Below are 22,076 nucleotides of genomic sequence, written 5' to 3'. Positions count from 1 at the left end.
AAGGTATCTTCACCACATAAGAAAGCGCGTCGAACACAACGCGCCACACAATGGTAATAAGGTGTGTCTACTAAACTGATTTGTTGCTTCCTTGGCGTGGCCATAACTCACCTAAGATAAAGTAGTTTGATTACTTTAGCGTAATACAAAGGTAAAACTTGTTCAATTTAGGATGAGTGTCTGTTGATTTTTGTTAGATAGCCTTAGACCTCATTAACTCCGAAAACTAACAAAATAACTTTCAATACATTGTTTTAAATTTAATTTTTTATATATGAAATAAAAAAAACTCATTACGGTCTTATTAGCCTAACGTATATTAATTTTGAGTTTTATCTATAACTCAATGAGTTCTGATGAGGATAATGGATAAGTTTGTGAGCCCTGCTCACAGTATAAAATTTTTAAGTCTTCTATGGTCATAGTTGCCTATACCCATCGAAATCACAATACAGCAAGTTTTTAATGGCCCTATTATTTTTTAGCAAAAAAAATGACAAGGTTCAAATGAATAATTACTCGCTGTCTATTTACTATATGGATGTAATCCACATAGTTACGGTTATATTATTTAACAGGTGTTTAAATGAAATTAAAACTTTACGTATTATTATTTTCTGTATTTTTGTCTATAACCTCTATCGCGAAAGAGGTAGAGACATTTCATAAGATGCACAGTACCTTACCTAGCGTTATCTTTTTTGATGTGAATGAAACCCTACTTGATTTAGGTAATGTGGCTAAGTCTGTGACAGTTGCCTTAAAAGGACGAGATGATTTAGTAGCTAGTTGGTTTACTACTATGTTGCACTATTCTTTAGTCACTAATGCAATTAATGATTACCATCACTTTGGCGAAATAGGCATTGCTGCATTACAATTAGTTGCAAAGCAAAATGATATTTTTTTGACAAAAGAAGAAGCAACCTTAGCAATTAAAACGCCATTTAGAGACTTACAACCACACCTTGATGTTATTGCTGGTTTAAAGAAGTTTAAAGATAGTGGCATAAAATTGGTCACTCTCACTAATTCGTCAGATGCAGGTATTGCCAGTCAACTTAAGAACGCTAAATTAACCGAATATTTTGATGGCGCATTAACAGTCCAAGAATTACAAATTTTTAAGCCTGATTTACGTGTTTACGAGTGGGCTTTAAAGCAAATGAATGTTGAGGCTGGTGACGCGATGTTGATTGCTGCACATGGTTGGGATGTTGCTGGAGCAGCTAAAGCTGGAATGCAAACCGGATTTATAGAACGTCCAGGTATGTTTCAGTTCGAGTTAGTCGAAAAAGCGGATTACAGTGCGCCAGATTTACTTCAACTAGCTAATAAAATTTTAGGTTTTTAGGTTTTCATCAATAAGAAGTACCCTAGGTTATTTGATGGTACTTCTTAAATAATTAAAGATGAGTGTCTTGTTAATTTTTCTTCTTAATTTTTTTGTTAATTTTTGCTCTACCACTTCGATAATATTGGCGAAGCAGAGGATTACGTTGATCATTCAAAGGTGACCCCCTCGAAAAGCTTACCTCGACCCATCATTTTATTATTAATAATAACACTGAATTAACCACCTCGTTACATTGGTTGGTTAACTTGTAAGATAGGAGGTCTTTGTACTTGTTTTTATTCATTTTTATTCGTTTTTATGGTATCTTCAGCGGCATAGAATATTTTGTATTTTTGGTTGCACAGTTTTCGCCTAAATGGATTTAGTGCACTTCGCTCAACTTCATGGTTAGTTGAGCAAAGTGGTAATAAGGTTTCAATCCTACTCATTCCACGCTACAAGTTTTGATGTTTTTTGGTCATTTCAGTGTTTACCATCGACACACATATAATAAATTAAAGGATTAATTATGAATAAATGTAAATTTTGCGAGAATGAATTACCTGTTATGAGGGTCCAGCGAAGTTGGACAGAAAAACATTTCAACCATAGAAATGAATTTAAATATCAATGTAACAATTGCTATAAAATTACATTTAAAAAATCAAAGATATCTCTCTAAAATATCTATTACAGCGTATCCCTCTCCCTTAATACTTACTTTGACCAATACCCTACAGTATTGGTTATAGTGATCCCTTACAAAAGAATAACTTACGAAACAGCTCGTCATTTACCAGTGATTTATGCAGACTAAAATCTTACCAGTATCATATTTGATAAGGCACGATCGAATGAATGATTTATGTAAGCTATATTATTTAATGCCGATGTCTAGGGGATGGGCACCCAATCCCTAATAAAGTTCCTTTAAAATAAAACCGTCGATAAGTTATATTATCGTCGGTTTTTTATTGACTCTACTTGATTAAACGCATAATTTACCAATTAAACTAATGACCGATTTTTTGGATTACTTGTCGTTAGAGAAGCCAAGGCTAACGCCAGCTACCGTATCTTTGTTAACATTAAGCTTTTGAGTTATTAAGGGCGGTTCAGAGCCTGAAGTAGATGTTAGACATATTATGCCTTTACGGGTTTTCTATCTCACTATGGGGCACTTAGTGAGATAAGAATATGATCATTTTGTCCGCTTAGTTGACATGCTCTAGTGGCGGATTTTAACGACAACTGATCACTAACAGAAGCCTTTCTGACTTAGTTAGACAGCTTGTTAATTGTTGATTATTTCTGTTAACAATCGTTCGTTGTATATGTAATTGTTGGTAATAGGTCAATTACTGTTGGTGCCTTGTAGGTCAAATAGCATTTGGTTCCTGTGATAGGTATATTATTATTAGTAATACCACTGAATCCAACTAAAGACGAACGAGTTAAATAGAAAGACCCTCCACCGAAAGTATCACCATATGCCCAGTCTTCTCCAAGATTCACTGCATTAGCTATTCCCGTTGTTCTATTGCCACTAGGGTAACCATACTTAATCTCAATATCATCATTCCCATCACCATCAATATCAATGTTTGTTAAAGCTTGGTTTTGTATCCCCTGAACTATCGACTTTCCATACACTAGCTTGGAGCTTGAGATAAGAGTCCCTCCCATAGATTCTAGTACAGCCTTGTTAGCATCTGAACTAATATCTATAAATTTTGGTGCAGCAGTAACAGCTAAGATCCCCAAAATTACAATTACTACTACCAACTCAATTAAGGTAAAACCTTGTTCCTTTGTTCGATTAGAAATCTATATCTATCTCTGCATATTTGGCTTAATACGTTATTTTCGAAGTACTAAGTACGTTTGTACATTTTTATTTAAAAACAACGAGGTAGTATATAAAAACCATAATACATTTAGCATTAGGTAGATCAAGCATTTGTTGATTTATTCGTATTTAGTTATTCATGCCAGATTGAGCATTAAAAGCCAATCTCATTTGGTGATTGGTAGTATCAAACATTATGCGTAGTCACATGAGAATTTGACCCTATATGAGACTACCGAGAACATTCTCATTCCCGACGATATTAACCAGTCTAAAAGTATCAAAAACCGAAAAAAACAAAAAACTGAGTAATTACTTCACTTTTTACTTTACACTTATAGAGTTGTTACTCTATAATGATTTTGTTCTCTTTTAGTGAGCACCTGTTGTAATAATTTTATATTTTAGCTTCCCCAAAGCTATCCAGCCGATGAACTTGTTTTCATCGGTTTTTTTATGTCTAAAATTCAATAAAATATAAAAAACACCTGTCGTAATTATAATGGCCATCACTAAAAGTTGGCTTTAATCGACTCGATTAACCTTATTCATAAAAGTTTTCTACTTAATCTTATTTTATCCATAGACTCATACTTAGCTATAACAAGGTGATTAACCTCTGTATCACCAGTAATTTCGCCCTATTAGTTATAGTGACCTATTTATCATACCAATCACTTTAACGATTCTTTTTAGAATAAATTAAAAATAAAATACTTAATTTGTAACCTTTCGCAAAGTAGTGCGTAATTATAACTATGAAAGGAAATAAATTTAATAAAATACTCGAACAACATCAGCAACGAATCTATTCGTTAGCTTTGTATATTTTACGTGATAAACATGAAGCGGAAGATATTACACAAGATGTTTTTACGCGTTTATGGAATAACATCCAACAAGTAGATATTGAAAAAGTATCGGCTTGGCTATCTACGGTAACCCGTAATGCTTGTATTGATAAATTGCGTAAGCGTAAGGAATTCAGCCAAGTTGAAGAAGAGCATCAAGTGACACAAAAACATGAAGAACCGGCAGGGAATTTACAGCACCAACAATTAAGTCATTGGTTAAGTGAGGCGATTGCTTGTTTAAAAGAACCCTATAGTTCGTTGATTATGTTATGTGATGTACAACAAAACAGCCAAAGTATTGCGGCGAAATCACTTAACTTAACCACCAGCCAAGTAAAAGTCTATTTACATCGTGCACGACGTGAATTGCGAAATAATTTAAAGGGGTATACCCATGAATAATAAAGAATCATGGCAGAAACCATTAGATGATTTTTTAGCGAACAATGACCTTTCAGCTGACACCCGTGTGCTAGCAAGAGTATTGTCCGAGAGCAGTGAATCAACTAATGAACAACTTAGTAACCAACAAATTGCTGAGTTGGAAACAGCGTTACATATTGAAAAACATTTAAATGACATAGGTTTGCAGCCTTTATCAGCCGATTTGAAAAACAAGTTACAGGGCATTAGCAAAACTGAAAAAAGCAGTCATGTGATTTTTGGTTACTTTACACCTAGCTGGAAAAAACTTAGTGCGCTAGCCGCAACCGTTACCGCTGTTGCTTTACTCAACACCAATATACTAAGTGATCCTATAAATAAACATCCATCACTGGCAGAAATACAACATGCTGAGCAAGAGTTAGCAATCGCTTTGCAATATATATCATTCGCTAAAAAAATATCAACAGAGCAAATAAAGCAAACATTTGACGAAAATATACAACAACCATTGAACCAAGGTTTATTTAAACCACTTAATCATTTTAAGGAAACATCATGAAAAAATTATTATCAGCACTTATTTTCTTTAGTTCATCATTATTAATGAGCAGTTCAGCTTCTGCCGACGACATTACCAAAGAACGAGGTTATGTAGACTTTGCCAGTCTTAACTCAGTTTATGGTGAACCTAAAGTGATGGTTAATTTAAATAAAACCATGTTAGGTTTTATTAGCAAAATTAATCTGTCTGATCCAGAAGCATCAGAGTTAATCAGCAAATTAAAAGCCGTTCGTGTACAAATCTATAATATGAAAGGTAGCGATCAACCGGCAATAGATTTAATCGCAAAGGTCAGCAAAGATATTCAATCTAAAAACTGGTTACCTATTGTCTCGGTCAATGAAGAAGATGAAAAGGTACGAGTATTCACCAAAATCACAGATGACCTTATGGATGGTTTAGTGGTTATGGTTATTAACAATAAAAGTGATAAGGACGGCCGAGAAGCGGTATTTATTAACATTGTTGGTGAAATAGACCCGGCACAAATTAATAAAGTAACCAAATCACTTAACATTGATATTGACTTAAAATAACGAGTAAACCATGAAACTATCTCACTATTTTTTAAAGAAAGTGACCTTGCTATTAGCAATTGCAGCAAGCTTTTTCTTAACCGGGTGCGGCATTACCGCAGGGGGACTTCACAGTCATGCTGGCTATGCCGATATTGAATCACCTTATTGGTGGCAAGCTGACAGCGAAATAAATTTGTCTTTAGGTCCATTAGCCATTGGCACAGCACGTTGGGTTATTGATGCCGATGAAGACCCTGAAATTGATGCTTTATTGGATGACGTAGATGGTGTTCGTATAAGTGTTTATAACGTTGAAAAAAACAGTGAGTTGTTTAAAGATAATTTCATTGAAACTCAAGCTAATTTACGTGCCGATGGTTGGCAACATGTAGTAAGAATGAATGATGATGAATCAACTGATTACTCACTGATGTTCATCAAGTCAAACGGTGAAGTAATTGATGGTTTAGTTGTACTGTCACTTTCAGATAATGAGGCGGTATTTGTCAATATTATTGGTAATATCCACCCTAACTCTTTTGAACCTATTATGGAGCAGGTTTATAAGAAAAATGATGTGGCAAAAAGATTTAAAGAAGTAGATGAAGAGGAATAACATATTAGCCGATTAAGTTATAAATGATAACTTAATCGGCTTGCTTTTAAGTGCTAAGATAATTTATCGTGGCGAAGCAGCTTTGTATTTAGCGGCTTGTTTATTATCAGGTAAAGACGCTTTAATAAATTGACGAATATCATCATTCGCCGCTTTTAAATCTTCATAGCGAAGGTACATCATATGACCACTGCGGTAGCCTTTAAAAGACAAGCGGTCTTGCATTTTACCACTTTGATCTAACTGCCACATAGTGTACTTAGCATCAAAATAGTTAGTCGCACCATCGTAGTAACCGGCTTGGAACATGACATTTAAATAAGGGTTTTGTGCCATCGCTAAACGTAAGTTTTTACCGGTATTATTGTTAGTGCGATCCCACGGATGTACATCACCGAACATATTATATTTAATGTCTGTTTTATAGTTTAACTCTTCGCGTAAATAGTAATTAATGGCGGGCGTGAAACTGTGCAGCCATGACGTTAATTCCGCATTGTAGTCAGGACGTGAACCGGTTGTTTTCTCGTCAATACCTAAGTAACGTGAATCTAAACGACCAATTGTTTGCTCACGGTCACGTAATAGTTCTTTCCAAAAATAGGAAGCGCTAATATCTAAATTACTGCGTAATACTTCAGTGACCGAAAGTCCTGAATAATAAGAGACTTTTTCAGCTATCGCCTGTTTTTCTGCTGGGCTAATAAAGCCACCTTTAGCGAGTGCAGGTATGTATTGCTCAATAGTAAACTTTTCAACTTCAGGCAAAATATCCAATAAGTCTTTTTGCTGTAAATCGCTCTTTAGTGCTTGGTGATACCAGGCAGCAGCTGCAAAATAAGGTAGGCGATTTGCGGCCTTTACTGGTCCGTCACGCTTAATACCAATATCGGTTGGCGACACGAGAATCACACCATTTAAATACATCCACTGACGTGATTGTAGTTCTAAAGCTAAACCTGAAACACGGGTAGTACCATAACTTTCACCGATTAAATATTTTGGTGAACGCCAGCGCTCATTCCGGGTCACAAAAGTATTGACCCAATCTGCTAGATATTTGATGTCGGCATTGACACCAAAAAACATCGATTTTTGTTGTTCTTTCGAAGGCATCTTGCCCTCTTTGTCGGGTAAAACTCGTGAATAACCCGTATTAACTGGGTTAACAAAAACAATATCGGCAACATCTAAAATTGAATAGTCATTGGTCTTAACACCGTAAGGCTGCAATGGATATCCTTCGTCATCAACATTTAAAACACGTGGGCCGGTGTAGGCAACATGCATCCAAACAGATGCTGAACCTGGGCCGCCGTTAAAAGAAATTAATAAAGGTCGTGCGCTTTTATTCTTAACATCGCTGCGTTGGTAATAGGTATAAAACAAACTGGCGGTTGGGTTACCCTCACTGTCCCATACGGGTTGAGTACCTGTAGTGGCAGTGTAGTCGAATTTTTTACCATTAACCTTAGTGCTATGTTTTGTGGTTGAGCTTTCGTCGATAGGTAACTTGCGGCTATTGTCAGCAGTATTCTCAGCATTAGCAAACGGTGAGAATATCAGCAACAAGGCGAATACTTTGACTAAATGGTGTGCTTTCATTTTAACGTCCTGTGCATTGAATTTTTATTAATATCTCCATACTCTAAAACAGAAAAAATATTATCGCTGAAATAAAAGTTTAAATGACTATTTTCAGCGATAAACACCTGCTGTCACTAAATTTTGCCTAGGTATTTTGCGTTAAGTAAACCACGATCAGCTTTTGTCCTGTAATCGTCATCTCCCCTGCTTTAAGGGTATTCAATTTCAATAAATGCCCTGCCTTTATTATTTGGTGATTTTGGTATGACGTTAACTGGAATGCACCCGATAAACTGTAAACAAAGCATAAGTCTGCAGCTTTAAGTTCAACTGTTTGTTGAGCTAGCAAGGTTTCCACAACGGCCGAGCACTTTTCTTTATCGGTAATAATATTAAAATCGGTAATTTCGCCTGCAGGTAAATGTCCAACGGTTCGACAACCCCCATCAAAATTGGCGACATCGAGGATATTATTCAACTGATCAGTTTTACGGTTATCGTGTTGTAAATTAATGCCCTTACCGGCAATGAGAATGAGATTACGCTGATAACCTGAAAAATCAGAAAAGACTCCATCTTCAACAACATTCGCCATACTCAAGCGCCAAATAAAGTCAGCTAAAGTACCGCCGTCATTAATCGCCAATTCAATAGTTTCACCTTGGCCATTTTTCCATGGGATAGTCTTAAAATGTTCAGGTGAAATAACTGTAAACATTAAGACTGCCCCAAATGTTTCGCATGGAAACATAAGTGACTTTCAATAAAACTGGCGATGAAAAAGTAACTGTGATCATATCCCTGATGTTGGTTAAGTATTAGTGGATAGTTATTACTCAGCGCCGCTGAAATCAATGATTCTGGCTGAAGTTGCTCTTGCAAAAAGTCATCGGCTAAACCTTGATCAACCAATGCCGGTATATGCTGTGTACTTGCTTTCATCAACACGCTTGCATCATGTTGCTGCCATAAAGCTTTATCATCACCTAAATAAGCGCTAAACGCTTTTTGTCCCCAAGGGCTATTAATTGGATTAGCTATGGGGCTAAAAGCAGATACCGAACAATATTTATCAGGATTTTTTAGCGCTATCGTTAACGCGCCATGCCCACCCATTGAATGACCACTGATTGATTTTTTACTCGATACAGGAAAGTTTTCTGCAATTAACGCTGGCAATTCATTAACAATATAATCATACATTTTATAATGAGTAGACCAAGGTTTCTCGGTGGCATTTATATAGAAACCCGCACCTAACCCTAGATCGTAAGACTGGTTTTCATCATCGGCAACATCATCCCCGCGCGGGCTGGTATCAGGACAAACAATGGCTATACCGAGTGCCGATGCCATGCGCTGTCCTCCTGATTTCTGTACAAAGTTTTCATCGGTACAGGTCAGTCCTGAAAGCCAATATAAAACCGGCACTGGTGAATGCTTGCTGGCACCCTCAGGTAAATAAATAGCGAAACGCATCGGACATTTTAGACTTTCAGCATGATGTTGAAAATGCTCTTGAACGCCACCAAACATTTTATTACTGCTAATTTTTTCTAACATGATCTTCAACCTTTTAGGTACTTACGAATGGTTAAAATGAATAACACTACGAATACTCTTACCTTCGTGCATTAATTCAAAGGCCTCATTAATTTTTTCTAACGACATGGTATGGGTAATAAAGTCGTTTAAAGCAAATTCACCGGCAAGATAGCGTTCAACATACTCAGGTAACTCACTACGACCTTTCACCCCACCAAAGGCAGTACCACGCCATACTCGACCAGTAACCAGTTGAAATGGGCGAGTTGAAATCTCTTGTCCTGCGCCAGCAACACCAATAATAATAGACTCACCCCAGCCTTTATGACAACACTCTAAGGCCGAACGCATCACATTAACATTACCGATACATTCAAAAGAGTAGTCAACACCACCATCGGTTAATTCAACAATAACGTCTTGAATAGGTTTATCGTAATCTTTGGGATTAATACAGTCTGTTGCACCCAGCTTTTTGGCTAACTCAAATTTACTTTCGTTGATATCAATCGCAATAATACGGCTTGCTTTCGCCATAGCAGCGCCAATAATAGCCGACAAACCAATACCACCTAAACCAAAAATAGCCACGGTATCACCTACTTCAACTTTCGCCGTATTCATGACTGCGCCCATGCCGGTAGTTACTCCGCAACCCAATAAACACACTTCTTCAAGCGGTGCTTTAGGGTTAACTTTCGCTAAAGATATTTCAGGTAAAACAGTATATTCAGAGAAAGTAGAACAGCCCATATAGTGAAATATAGCTTTGCCGTTTAATGAAAATCTCGAGGTGCCATCAGGCATTAAGCCTTTACCTTGGGTTTCGCGAATTTTTTGACACAGGTTGGTTTTACCCGATTTACAGAATTTACACTCACCACACTCAGGTGTGTATAAAGGAATGACATGATCGCCAACCGCAACACTGGTGACACCCTCACCTATTTGTTCAACAATTCCGCCACCTTCATGCCCTAAAATGACTGGAAATATTCCTTCAGGGTCTTCGCCTGAAAGCGTGAAAGCATCTGTATGACAAACGCCTGAAGCGATGATTTTAACGAGAACCTCGCCTTTTTTGGGAAGTTCTACATCAATTTCTTCAATTGTTAAGGGTTTATTTGGCCCCCAAGCAATTGCAGCTTTAGATTTGATGGTGTTTAGTTTTTGCGTAACTGCTGACATATGAATTGACCTGATTACATTCTTTAAAGACAATGATAGTGGATAAATATCAGGAATAACAGCCTATTGAAATGGATAAAATTATGTTAACCCGATTAATAAATTGGGCTTTACTATGATGGCGAGATATTCACCATAAGGATTTATCAAACCTTTTTGCAGTATGCTTTGTTATCGACTCCCTCTTAAAGGTTTTATAATTCACCCTTAAGGTCATTAAGCTTTAATAGCAGGTTTGGCGCTAAGAGTTCTTCGTTAATGGCCAGTAATAGCTCCTCGGCTTGTTCTTTATCACCGCCCAGCAACTTTATTTCGGCTAAGTACAATTTTGCATGAGAGGCTTTCACAACATCTAAAGCAATGTCAGCATGCTTAATTGCGGCTAAATAACTTTTTTCAGCCAATGAGAATTGTTCAGCGTGTTGTTGTGCTTGCGCTAAATTAAAATGTACTGTCGCTATTTGTTGTTCATTGCCATATTTATAACTCCAAGGAACGGTTGCATACCAGTGAGCAAGCGCTTCATCATACAATTCAAGTTGCCTAGCGACGTGCCCTAAATGACCAAAAAGATCCATCATAAACTGCGGATTATGACTGTTTTTATATTTTTCTTTTAAAGCATTAAGTGACTCATAGGCTTCAGGTAACTCACCAATAAACATTTGTAAGTTAGCAATTTCAATAAGTTTAATTGGAGATGGATAAACTTCATTCATTATTGCTAATTGTGCTTTTGCTTTATAAATATAACGCTTCCCTTCTACTAAGTCGCCATGACTAAGTAAACACTTAGCATAATACATATAAAGAGTGACTTGAAAAGGGATCGGTAGGTCTTCATCGTTTATCCAACGCTTTGTTTCTTGGTAAAGCTCATCACTGTGTTGCAAAATAAATAGCGAGGATAATTTGAATTGCATTAAGCTAAACCAGATGCGGCTTTTCGGCTGTACTTGGGTTAATTCAATATTAACTTTTTCTAGGCATGATGATGGCGAGCGCTGACATAGCTTTGCTGTGCTCTCACTTTTCATTGCATAACTTTTTGCAACCGGTAAGCAAAAAACCCACAATAATAGTGCTATAAGTCCAAGTAAATAAAGTTTTGAAGAGATAAAAAAATGTTTATTCATCGTTAGATATTGCCACTGATGTTATTAATTGCCAAGTGCCAGACTATAATTTATTAAAGATTATTGAACAAAAAATATCTTGGTGTTAAGCTCTGCGCGAAATCTTCACCTTAATTTAACCTAAAGTTAACCCAAATAAAATAAAGGATTTATTATGTTTAAGAAAACCGCTATTGCACTCACTCTTTTCAGTCTTTCCCTAACAGCCGTAGCTGCTGATTGGCAAGTGGGCGGTGGATTCGGTCAGTTATCTGATAGCTCTGATGGCGACGATATTTCTTTGAACTTTATCTATGGCTCAGTGGCATATAAAATTGAAAATTCAGCGAAAAATTTTTACTTGATGCCTGAACTTCGTCTCGGTTCTGGTGTTGGTGACGACTCACTTTACGGTGCTAAAATTGAAGTAGAAAGCTTACTCGCTTTGTCTTTGCGTGGTCAATACGACTTCAACAATCGCGCATATGTTTATGTGATGCCGTCTTATGCAAACTTAGACCTCAAAGCAAGCTACCGTGGCGAATCGGCGTCTGATGATTCATGGGAGTTTGGTTTCGGCGCTGGTGTTGGTTATAGCCTCAATAAAAAAGTGAGCGTTGAAGCCTCTTATGAAACGTATGACGGTACTAAATTACTTTCTGTTGGTTTTAAATACGCTTTTTAAGCGCAATATTTAACTGACCGTTGACGTATAAGGAGAGCAATAAGCTCTCCTTTTTAATTTTATACCGTTAACTTTTAAAACTAATGACCTAAAACACTGAGTGTCGAAATATAAAAGTTAGCATCAACGGCTATATTTGGATTTTCCTGCTCAAGTTCAACAGTAGTCCAAGTTGCTGTTGGTGCCAGCCACTGTGTTTTACCGGCAATAGTGACGCGTAACGGCATATCAAAACCCTTAACCACGTTACCCCAACGAATTTTCATCACTTTATCTTTGATAAAATATTCGAAAGTGGGAATACGTATATCACGTAAATATTGATCAAATACCTTACTTAAGTCGATACCTGATTGTGTGCTAATGTAGTTTTCAATATCTTGGGTAGTCACTGTTTGATGATAAAAAACTTTACCTAGTCCACGGAGTATTTCTCGCCATTTTCTATCATTATTAATCACTTGGCGAATGGTATGCAGCATATTGCCACCTTTATCGTACATATCACCAGAACCACCGCGATTAGCATTATATTCGCCAATAATAGGGGATTGATTACCAATATTCATCCGTTGACCACGAACGTATTCAAAGGCTTGCTCTTTAGTGAAATGATACTCTAAAAATAGACTTTCTGAGTAGTTAGTAAAGCTCTCATGGATCCACATATCAGCAACATCTTTATTGGTGATGTTATTGGCAAACCACTCGTGACCTGACTCATGAACAATAATAAAATCAAATAATAATCCTGGGCCAGTACTACTTCTATCACGCCCTAAATAACCATTTTGATAACCATTACCATAAGTCACCGAACTTTGATGCTCCATCCCCAAATATGGTGCTTCCACCAGTTTATAACTGTCTTCATAAAACGGATAAGGACCAAACCAATGCTCGAACGCTTCAATGGTTCGTTTTGCTTCTTTAAACTGTTTTCTTGCTTTCGCTAAGTTTTCCCGTAAAACATAGTAGTCCATATCAAGCTGACCTTTTTCACCTTGATACTTTTCACCAAAATGAACATAGTCACCAATGTTAATATTGACCCCATAATTATTAATAGGATTCACAACTTGCCAATGATAAATTTTTGTTTTATCAATTTTATTGTGTTCAACTTTAATTAATCGACCATTAGACACATCCATTAAATGTTCTGGCACTTCAACGCTGATTAACACACCATTGTTGGGCTCGTCGGCAGGATGATCTTTATTTGGCCACCAAATACTAGAGCCAATGCCTTGATTTGAAGTGGCAATAAAGTCGAGGCCATTACTGTCTTTCTTCCAAGTAATACCGCCATCCCATGGGGCGTTTTTTGCGGTAACGGGCTGTCCAGAGAAGTACATAGTTATCTTCTGCTCCGAGCCTATTTCTTGCTTACTGGCTGGGGTAATAAAATAAGAATAGCCATCTTGCTCTACTTCAAGCGCTTTACCATTTTGGTGTACTTTCTCAAGCTTCATTGGCGCCTGTAGTTCTATTTGTAAACGTTCACCTTTAGCTAACACCTTATAAGTCATGGTGTTTTCACCTGAAAAAAGCTTAGTTTCAGGGTCAACTTTTACATTAAGATGATAATGAATTAAATCCCACCACTTTCTTTCTGGTGTAATAGTACCCCGTAATTTTTCTTGGTGCGTTACTTTGCCACTTTCTTGTTGCCAATTACTCGCGCTAACATGCCCAGCAAAAACCATAGCGCAAACTAAGCCAGCAAGTGAAGTCGTTATCCGTTTTTTTATCATTGTTATTGTCCTAACACTCTCTCGTATACAATATACTAGCATTGTGTAATATAAATTGTGAACCCTAAAAAGGGTAAGATCTGTCAACGACTCACATCGTTATCTAAAAATTAATTATAACCAAATACAACATTATGATTGCGTATTTTGAAACTAATACGATAGAATCACCACAATTACTTGTCGGAGTGCTGAGATTATTTCTAAAGAAATATTCAAAGCTGAGATCGCGAAAGCGGGATCCGTAGAACCTGATCAGATTAATATCTGCGTAAGGGAACAAGGTAAAATAAAAGAGTTAAGGGATTAATTCGTCACTTTTTTATTTTTTCCTCACTCTACACTTCGTCTTTTTTATTCGTGCATTTATAACGAAATGCATATTATTAAAAGGCAAAAAAATGACCAAACCAGCTAACAAACTCACTCGCAGAGAACGTCGCGAACAAGCTGAAACATTCTTAAAAAACGTTTCTGATCAATCATTCCCAAATTCTAAAAAAGTTTATGTGCAAGGTAAAATTCACGATATCAAGGTAGGTATGCGCGAAATCACCTTGTCTGATACTTTATTAGCGGGTAATAAAGATAAGCCAACCTACGAAAAAAATGAACCTCTTTGCGTCTACGATACCTCAGGTTTTTATACCGATGAAAGTGTCGAGATAGACGTACACAAAGGTATTCCTCGCCTGCGTGAAAGTTGGATTGATAGTCGTGGTGATGTTGAGCTCTTAACATCAAATAGCTCTACTTATGCTCAACAACGTTTAGCTGACGATGGTGTTGACGCAATACGCTTTGAACACTTACCTAAAATGCGTGTCGCTAAAAAAGGTCAAAACGTTACCCAAATGCACTATGCTCGCCAAGGGATCATTACCCCTGAAATGGAATATATTGCCATTCGTGAAAATTTAAAACGTGAAGAGGTCAAAGATAAAACCTTACTACTACAACATAAAGGTCAGTCATTTGGCGCCAGTATTCCAGCGCAAATTACCGCAGAGTTTGTCCGTGATGAAGTCGCGCGTGGCCGAGCAATTATTCCGGTAAACATTAACCACCCAGAATGTGAGCCGATGATTATTGGTCGTAACTTTTTAATTAAAGTAAATGCCAATATTGGTAATTCGGCGGTGACCTCTTCCATTGAAGAAGAAGTAGAAAAACTGGTTTGGTCGACCAAGTGGGGCGCAGACACGGTAATGGATTTATCAACGGGTCGTAATATTCATGAAACCCGCGAATGGATCATGCGCAACTCGCCAGTGCCCATTGGTACGGTGCCTATCTATCAAGCGCTAGAAAAAGTAAATGGCGTGGCGGAAGATTTAACCTGGGAAATTTTCCGCGATACCCTTATCGAACAAGCCGAGCAAGGTGTTGATTATTTTACCATTCATGCCGGTGTATTATTACGCTATGTTCCAATGACCGCTAAGCGTGTCACCGGTATTGTCTCACGTGGTGGTTCAATTATGGCGAAGTGGTGCTTAGCGCATCATAAAGAAAATTTTTTATACACCCACTTTGAAGATATTTGTGAAATATTAAAGCAATACGATGTCTCGTTTTCACTCGGCGACGGTTTACGCCCGGGCTCGGTTGCTGATGCCAACGATGAAGCACAATTTGCCGAATTACATACCTTAGGCGAATTAACTAAAATTGCTTGGCAGCATGATGTACAAACGATTATTGAAGGCCCCGGGCATGTGCCACTGCATATGATCAAAGCAAATATGGACGAGCAACTTAAACATTGTGGTGAAGCACCTTTTTATACGTTAGGTCCGTTAACGACTGATATTGCACCGGGTTATGACCATATTACTTCGGGTATTGGCGCCGCTAATATTGGTTGGTACGGTTGTGCCATGCTTTGTTATGTTACTCCTAAAGAACATTTAGGCTTACCCAATAAAGAAGATGTTAAAGAAGGTTTAATGACCTATAAAATTGCAGCCCATGCCGGCGATTTAGCAAAAGGTCATCCGGGGGCGCAAATTCGCGATAATGCCATGAGCAAAGCGCGCTTTGAATTTCGTTGGTACGATCAATTTAATATCGGTTTAGACCCTGAAAGAGCCAAGGCTTATCACGATGAAACCTTGCCACAAGAATCGGGTAAAGTTGCCCACTTCTGCTCTATGTGTGGGCCAAAATTCTGTTCGATGAAAATATCTCAGGAAGTACGTGATTATGCCGCGGGTCTTGAAGCCAGCAATAAAATAGAAATACAGTTACTTGACGAAGTCATTGTTTTAGATGCAACGCCAACCGATATTGCACAAGGCATGGCTGAAAAGTCGGCGGAATTTAAAGCGACCGGTAGTGAAATTTACCATCAGGTGAAATAGTCAGCCGATGACTATTTCTCAGCAGTTCCCTAAACCTACTCAAATCTGTGCCAATATCGTTGTTATTGGCGCAGGATTAGTGGGTCGTTTAATGGCATTGTCTTTGGTTAATCAAGGTCATCAAGTGACTTTGGTTGATAAAGATAATAAACAGGGCCACCAAAGTGCCGCTTATGCTGCTGCCGGTTTATTAACGCCGCTAGGTGAAGCTATGCATAGCGATCGTAATATTGTTGAAATGGGCTTTGAGTCATTAGCGCTTTGGCCTGAGATTCTTGCTAAATTGGACAGTTACACTTATTTTCAACAAGCAGGCACCTTAATGGTTAGCCATGAACAAGACCAAGGCGATTATCAGCGTTTCATGGCTTATATCAAAAGTCATTATCCGCAACATCAGCTACAGCAACTGAATCGCCAACAAATACTTGCCCTTGAGCCTGAATTAGCTCATCGCTTTAATCATGGGTTGTTTTTACCTGAAGAAGGGCAAATAGGTAATCGTAAATTACTAAAAGCCCTGCAAAAGCAGCTAGAAAAAAGTAGCGTTACTTGGTTAGAAAGTGCACCTGTCGTTAACATTGAACAGCAAAAATCGAGCTGTTTAGTCACTTACCATGAGGATAGCCCACTAGGCAACAAAGGCAACAAAGGCAATAGGCAAACTAACACGTCAAAGCATATTATTGCTGCTGATTTAGCAATTGACTGTCGCGGTGCAGGCGCACGCAACAGTGCAGGCGAAAACACCGCAGCCCCCTTAAAAGATTTACGAGGAGTACGAGGTGAGATATTTCAGTTATTTGCCCCTGAAGTCAATATTACCCGGCCTATTCGTTTAATGCACCCTCGCTATCAATTATATATAGCCCCTAAAACTAACGGCTTTTATGTCGTGGGAGCAACTGAAATCGAAAGTGAAGACTGCGCGCCAATGACGGTACGTTCTTCAATGGAATTACTCAGCGCGGCTTATAGTGTCCATGCTGGATTTGCTGAAGCCAATATTCATCAACATATTAGCCAGTTAAGACCTGCTTTTAGTGATAACCAAGCTAAAATATCACTGCAAAATCGGCTTATCCAGGTCAATGGACTGTTTCGCCACGGCTACCTTATTGCGCCGGTTGTGTTAAAGCAGTTAGAGTTTACCGTTGCGCATTTTTTCGAGTGTCGCTCATTAACAGAATCTCCTTATCATAAGTGGTTAGCCATCAATGAATACTAAAGCAGCTATAACAACCTATTTTATCAATGGACAAGTAATCACCATTGCCAGTATAACCCCCAATATATCAATGGCATTACTGCATTATTTAACGCCAGAGCAGCAAAAACAAAGTTTTGCCGTAGCCCTTAATGGTGACTTTATTGGTAAAGCTGACTATCAAAAAACCACAATTAATCAAGAGGATAGTATAGATGTACTGTTTCCTATTCAGGGAGGTTAATGATGACATTTTCAACCGAACTAATGATATACGGACAAGCGGTTAATAGTCGTTTATTAATTGGTAGCGCACTTTATCCTTCGCCACAGATCATGAAAAAAGCGATATTAGCCAGTGGCTCAAAAATTGTCACCTTGTCGTTAAAACGCCAAAACCCTGCGCAACAGTCAGGCGCAAAAATTTGGCAGTATATTCAAGAGGTTGTTAAAGAGACTCAGGGATTTTTATTACCCAATACGGCGGGCTGTAAAACAGCTAAAGAAGCGGTAACCCTAGCAAAAATGAGCCGCGAAATTTTTCAAACGGATTGGATAAAATTGGAAGTTATCGGTGATGACTATAATTTACAACCAGACCCTATCGAGCTATTAAAGGCCAGTGAACAGTTGGTAAATGAGGGTTTTAAAGTGCTACCTTATTGCACCGACGATCTAGTGGTGTGTCAGCGTTTATATGACTTAGGTTGTCAGGTGATCATGCCTTGGGCATCGCCAATAGGCACAGGTAAGGGTCTAATGAACCCTTATAATTTAGCAACAATTCGTTCGCGGCTTCCAGATGCAACTCTCATTTTAGATGCGGGTATTGGTAAACCCTCAGATGCTTGTCTAGCTATGGAAATGGGTTACGACGCCGTATTATTAAATTCAGCAATTGCCTTGGCAGATAGTCCGGTACTGATGGCAAAAGCCTTCGCACAAGCCATTGTCGCTGGCGAGCAAGGATACATGGCGGGTGTAATGCAGCAACGACAAACCGCTCACCCATCAACCCCAACCCTAGATACACCTTTTTGGCATCAATAAGGCAGCTTTTTGGCGTCAATAAGGCAATAAGGCAATAAGGCAATAAGGGTTAAACTATGACAGAAAGTGTTAAAGAGAAACCGACTATCTGGACGATCAACGCCAACCCTAGATACACCTTTTTGGCATCAATAAGGCAACAAGGATAAAGCTATGACAGAAAGTGTTAAAGAAAAACCGATTGTATGGACGATTTCTGGCAGCGATTGCTCTGGTGGTGCGGGCATTGCCGCCGATATAAAAACAGGTCATGCCTTGGGTGTTGAAGTTTGTCATTTGATCACCGCGAATACCGTACAAAACGCTAACCGCCTTGTCTCGATAAATCCGGTCGCTAGCGAGACATTACAACAACAAGCTAAGGTATTAATTAGTGATAAACCACCCAGTGTCATTAAGATTGGCTTAATAGCCAATCTTGAACAAGTCACATGGTTAACCGAATTATTAGCGGGCTTTAAAGCTAACTACTCAAAAATAAGTGTCGTTTTTGACCCCGTTGGCCAAGCGAGCGTCGGTGGTCGTTTTTCGACACTACAGCGAGAAGATTTAACCCTATTGTTCAGCTATATTGATGTTATTACCCCCAACCTGATGGAAGCGCAACAATTATCAAACTTATTGATACTTAACCCCGTTGAGCTGGCAATAAAAATTGCCGAATTAGGCGTCGCCAGCGTCATTGTAAAAGGTGGGCACAGTGCCGTGTTAGACAATGATGGTTTACAAGTCAGTGATGACTATTGTTTACATCACGTTGAGCAATCATCGATAAGTTATCAACTCTCTTCACCACGAATAAATACTTCTTACAGTCATGGTGGTGGATGCTCCTTTGCTAGCGCATTAGCGGCTTTTTTAGCACGCGGCTATTTATTACGTGATGCCTTTACCTTAACCAAAGCATTTATTAATCAGGGTTTAGCTAAATCGGTAACTGCTAGCATGAAAAAAACCGATTATTATGGTGCATTTGAACAAACCCATTGGCCTAATAGTGCTGACTTTTTCCCCAGAATATCATCCAACCTAGTCAAGAAATATCAGCAGTTACCGCCTTTTCCATCGTTGGCACTATCAGATAATAAGCTTGGGCTTTACCCTGTGGTTGACTCACTTTATTGGTTAAAACGTTTATTGCCATTAGGCTTAAACATTATTCAACTGCGGTTGAAAAATAAGACGGACATCGAGCTTGAAAAACTAATCATTGCAGCCATAGCCATTAGTCAGCCGTATAAAACGCGCTTGTTTATTAATGATTATTGGCAATTAGCAATAAAGCATCGCGCTTACGGTGTGCATATCGGCCAAGAAGATTTACAAAACGCTAATTTAACTAAGATTCATCAGTCAGGTTTACACTTAGGTATTAGTACTCATGGTTGTTATGAATTTTTATTAGCACAACAATTACAACCCTCTTATTTAGCGATTGGCGCTATATTTCCCACTAAAACTAAAAATATGAGCGGACAAATTCAAGGGGTAGATAACTTACAACAGCTATTGAAATTAGCCAGCAATATTCCGGTTGTAGCCATTGGCGGTATTAATCATCAACGAGCAGAACGTGTTTGGCAGACGGGTGTTGACAGTATAGCGGTTGTTACCGCGATCACTGAAAGTGAAAATGCTGAAATCGCAGTTAAACAATTCCAGCATATTATGCAGTAATTTTTCCCAGTAAAACCTAAGAAGCTATACTTGTATCAAGTTTTTTTTCTAAGCGTAGTGGTTGCCATTTCAGGTACGTAATTGAGCGCCATAACCATTCTAACGGGCCAAATCTAAAGAATTTCAACCATAGTGTACAAAAAACAACTTGGGCAAAAATCACCGCGACGACAATAAGCATTTGTTGTCCGCGGGCTATTTGGCCAAACATACCACCAGCATAGCCATAAAATATTGTCGTTAAGATTATAGAATGACCGATGTAATTAGTAAGCGCCATTTTTCCTAACGGTGCCAACCATGAAAAACCTTTGATAAACCAAGCTTTGCTGGCTAATTTTACAAACAAGCCAATATAACCGGCACAGAGAACAAACTGCCCATAATAAAAAATAGTTTGTCCGCCCGCTCTCACTTCGATAGCACTTTTTGTCACTGGGTGTAGACTAATAAAAGTTCCAGCAATACTTAACAGTAGGCCAATGCTCAATCCGCCCCAGCACATAACACTGAAGAAACTTTGGTGTTGTTGTGGGTTTTTCATTCTGCCACTAGCGACTAACCAATAGCCCACCATGAAAAGAGGTAAACAAACAAAGAAGGCAAAGGTTGGCGTGTTACCTAAAGCTTCAACGGCGCTTTTAGCTCGGTACTTAGTCGCTTCAATATAGCTAGTTTGCGTAAAAGCTGCTGTTTCTTTTGCTTCATCTTGCGCACGGCTTTGTTTTCGTTCAAAACGTTGTTGAGCTTTATAAATAATAAGCTCTTCGTCGGTCATGCTATCTTCATCGACTTCTACAGCTTCTTCTTTTTCTTCTAATGCTTCAACATCACTATCGATGACTGCCGCACTCGCTGCTATTAAGGTACTTTCGTCTTCAATCTCGGTATCTTTACTAACCCATATTTCTTTTGGATTATCTTTTTCTTGTTGCAGTAAAACATTAAGCTGCTGATTAATGCTGACTTCCTGTTGCCAATCGTTGGTTATTACGGTGTTGTCACGGGTAACACCAAAATAAAGAGCGGCAAACATTGAAACCAATAACGGCATCAATAATAGTGAGAAACCCACTTTTGCAAACGTAGCGGGGGTATTAAATCGCGCTAATTTTTTAATGCGTAAAAGTAAAACAAACCCCAGTAAAAGCAAACCTCCTACCGCATAGTCGTGAATAATATCTCCACCCCAAAGAAAAATTAAATGCGCCATACCAAAAACAAATAATGCCAACATACGTCGGGTAAACCATGCGCCAAATTTACGATCTGCCTCTTGCGCCCTAACGAGCATGATGGCAAAACCCATACCAAAAAGTATTGAAAACAACTTATAAAATTTGCCTTCTACAAACACTTTAACTAACCAACTTGATGCCCAATCGAAGCCAGTAAGACTATAATCAAAGCTCAGTAATGCGCTAACAGGGCGATTAAACCATTCGATATTCATCATAATAATGCCAATTAAGGCAAAACCACGAAGTAAGTCCATTACTTGAATACGATTAGAGTTTGTGAGCGGTGTTAGCTCTTTATTAGTGCCGGGGAATTCATTTTCCATAGGTTTTTCCACTGTATTATTATAATGAGTTAATATTGTTTGCATGCTTAATAGCATGAGTCATGCCAATTCGTTACCTATTGGTTTTTAACGAGTTGTATGAACTTTATTATTATAGTTATTAATAAATAGACAACAAATTGTAACTTTAGACCAAATTTACGGCTTTTCCTTAACGCTATCGCCAACAGTGTATTGAACAAAGTTAAGGGGGTA

General features: G+C 38.3%; 19 protein-coding genes, 1 pseudogene and 1 riboswitch. Of the genes and pseudogenes, 11 read left to right on the top strand and 9 right to left on the bottom strand.

Annotated features, from left to right (window positions below; all coding sequences use genetic code 11):
* Positions 1-104, bottom strand: a pseudogene (locus H4J70_RS20635) (Type I secretion system protein TolC); the annotation flags it as partial.
* 482 nt (positions 105-586) lie between these two features.
* Between H4J70_RS20635 and H4J70_RS07495 the strand changes: the two are divergent.
* A complete protein-coding gene (locus H4J70_RS07495; RefSeq protein ID WP_259367781.1) occupies positions 587-1,354 on the top strand; it encodes a haloacid dehalogenase type II in 768 nt (255 codons plus the stop codon).
* A gap of 1,296 nt (positions 1,355-2,650) precedes the next feature.
* Here the strand turns inward: H4J70_RS07495 and H4J70_RS07490 are convergent.
* Complete coding sequence (locus H4J70_RS07490) at positions 2,651-3,121, bottom strand: prepilin-type cleavage/methylation domain-containing protein (protein WP_220465218.1); 471 nt, start codon at positions 3,119-3,121, stop codon at positions 2,651-2,653.
* An 822-nt stretch (positions 3,122-3,943) separates the two neighbouring features.
* Between H4J70_RS07490 and H4J70_RS07485 the strand changes: the two genes are divergently transcribed.
* From H4J70_RS07485 to H4J70_RS07470, 4 genes are read left to right on the top strand one after another with little or no spacing between them, the layout of a single operon-like run.
* A complete protein-coding gene (locus tag H4J70_RS07485; RefSeq protein WP_182221332.1) occupies positions 3,944-4,441 on the top strand; it encodes an RNA polymerase sigma factor in 498 nt (165 codons plus the stop codon).
* The gene (locus H4J70_RS07480) at positions 4,434-4,985 is read left to right on the top strand and encodes a hypothetical protein (protein WP_182221333.1); all 552 of its coding nucleotides are present in this window, start codon (positions 4,434-4,436) and stop codon (positions 4,983-4,985) included. Before H4J70_RS07485 ends, H4J70_RS07480 begins: the two co-directional genes overlap by 8 nt.
* Complete coding sequence (locus H4J70_RS07475) at positions 4,982-5,524, top strand: DUF4252 domain-containing protein (protein WP_182221334.1); 543 nt, start codon at positions 4,982-4,984, stop codon at positions 5,522-5,524. The genes H4J70_RS07480 and H4J70_RS07475 overlap by 4 nt, the downstream gene beginning before the upstream one ends.
* A gap of 10 nt (positions 5,525-5,534) precedes the next feature.
* On the top strand, positions 5,535-6,122 hold the full coding sequence (locus H4J70_RS07470; protein ID WP_182214501.1) for a DUF4252 domain-containing protein: 588 nt from the start codon (positions 5,535-5,537) through the stop codon (positions 6,120-6,122).
* Positions 6,123-6,185: 63 nt separating this feature from the next.
* Here H4J70_RS07470 and H4J70_RS07465 read toward each other — a convergent pair whose 3' ends face one another.
* The 5 genes from H4J70_RS07465 to H4J70_RS07445 all read right to left on the bottom strand — a co-directional run bounded on the left by H4J70_RS07465 (position 6,186) and on the right by H4J70_RS07445 (position 11,578).
* Positions 6,186-7,727 (bottom strand): S10 family peptidase, encoded by a 1,542-nt coding sequence (locus H4J70_RS07465; protein ID WP_182221335.1) that lies wholly within the window; start codon positions 7,725-7,727, stop codon positions 6,186-6,188.
* A 127-nt stretch (positions 7,728-7,854) separates the two neighbouring features.
* The gene (locus H4J70_RS07460) at positions 7,855-8,427 is read right to left on the bottom strand and encodes a HutD family protein (RefSeq protein ID WP_182214504.1); all 573 of its coding nucleotides are present in this window, start codon (positions 8,425-8,427) and stop codon (positions 7,855-7,857) included.
* On the bottom strand, positions 8,427-9,272 hold the full coding sequence (fghA, locus tag H4J70_RS07455; RefSeq protein WP_182221337.1) for an S-formylglutathione hydrolase: 846 nt from the start codon (positions 9,270-9,272) through the stop codon (positions 8,427-8,429). Before fghA ends, H4J70_RS07460 begins: the two co-directional genes overlap by 1 nt.
* A gap of 21 nt (positions 9,273-9,293) precedes the next feature.
* On the bottom strand, positions 9,294-10,442 hold the full coding sequence (locus H4J70_RS07450) for an S-(hydroxymethyl)glutathione dehydrogenase/class III alcohol dehydrogenase (RefSeq protein WP_220465219.1): 1,149 nt from the start codon (positions 10,440-10,442) through the stop codon (positions 9,294-9,296).
* 194 nt (positions 10,443-10,636) lie between these two features.
* Positions 10,637-11,578 carry a tetratricopeptide repeat protein gene (locus tag H4J70_RS07445; RefSeq protein WP_182214507.1) on the bottom strand — a complete coding sequence of 314 codons (942 nt, stop codon included), beginning with the start codon at positions 11,576-11,578 and terminating at the stop codon, positions 10,637-10,639.
* A gap of 154 nt (positions 11,579-11,732) precedes the next feature.
* On the opposite strand from H4J70_RS07445, the gene H4J70_RS07440 reads away from it, so the two are divergent.
* Positions 11,733-12,242, top strand: coding sequence for an outer membrane beta-barrel protein (locus tag H4J70_RS07440; RefSeq protein ID WP_182214509.1), 510 nt, complete (start codon positions 11,733-11,735; stop codon positions 12,240-12,242).
* A gap of 80 nt (positions 12,243-12,322) precedes the next feature.
* On the opposite strand, the gene H4J70_RS07435 is transcribed toward H4J70_RS07440, so the two are convergent.
* Positions 12,323-13,999 (bottom strand): M1 family metallopeptidase, encoded by a 1,677-nt coding sequence (locus H4J70_RS07435; protein ID WP_220465220.1) that lies wholly within the window; start codon positions 13,997-13,999, stop codon positions 12,323-12,325.
* Between the two features lie 174 nt (positions 14,000-14,173).
* Positions 14,174-14,295: riboswitch (TPP riboswitch) on the top strand.
* A 105-nt stretch (positions 14,296-14,400) separates the two neighbouring features.
* On the opposite strand from H4J70_RS07435, the gene thiC reads away from it, so the two are divergent.
* The 5 genes from thiC (at position 14,401) to thiE (ending at position 20,296) form a co-directional block, all read left to right on the top strand.
* Complete coding sequence (gene thiC, locus H4J70_RS07430) at positions 14,401-16,362, top strand: phosphomethylpyrimidine synthase ThiC (protein ID WP_182221338.1); 1,962 nt, start codon at positions 14,401-14,403, stop codon at positions 16,360-16,362.
* Positions 16,363-16,369: 7 nt separating this feature from the next.
* Entirely contained in the window at positions 16,370-17,590 is a 1,221-nt protein-coding gene (locus H4J70_RS07425; RefSeq protein WP_220470364.1) for an FAD-dependent oxidoreductase, read from the top strand.
* Positions 17,580-17,813, top strand: a complete 234-nt coding sequence (gene thiS / locus H4J70_RS07420; protein ID WP_182214512.1) for a sulfur carrier protein ThiS — start codon at positions 17,580-17,582, stop codon at positions 17,811-17,813. The genes H4J70_RS07425 and thiS overlap by 11 nt, the downstream gene beginning before the upstream one ends.
* Positions 17,814-17,815: 2 nt before the next feature.
* Positions 17,816-18,619 (top strand): thiazole synthase, encoded by an 804-nt coding sequence (locus tag H4J70_RS07415; RefSeq protein ID WP_182214620.1) that lies wholly within the window; start codon positions 17,816-17,818, stop codon positions 18,617-18,619.
* A 153-nt stretch (positions 18,620-18,772) separates the two neighbouring features.
* Positions 18,773-20,296 carry a thiamine phosphate synthase gene (thiE, locus tag H4J70_RS07410; RefSeq protein ID WP_182214514.1) on the top strand — a complete coding sequence of 508 codons (1,524 nt, stop codon included), beginning with the start codon at positions 18,773-18,775 and terminating at the stop codon, positions 20,294-20,296.
* A 16-nt stretch (positions 20,297-20,312) separates the two neighbouring features.
* Here thiE and H4J70_RS07405 read toward each other — a convergent pair whose 3' ends face one another.
* Positions 20,313-21,860 carry a DUF418 domain-containing protein gene (locus H4J70_RS07405; RefSeq protein WP_182214516.1) on the bottom strand — a complete coding sequence of 516 codons (1,548 nt, stop codon included), beginning with the start codon at positions 21,858-21,860 and terminating at the stop codon, positions 20,313-20,315.
* Positions 21,861-22,076: the final 216 nt, after the last annotated feature.

The organism is Colwellia sp. BRX8-9, assembly GCF_014077245.1.
Lineage (GTDB): Bacteria > Pseudomonadota > Gammaproteobacteria > Enterobacterales > Alteromonadaceae > Colwellia_A.
The sequence above is the reverse complement of the archived record's forward strand: the minus strand, read 5'-3'. Positions and strand labels throughout refer to the sequence as shown.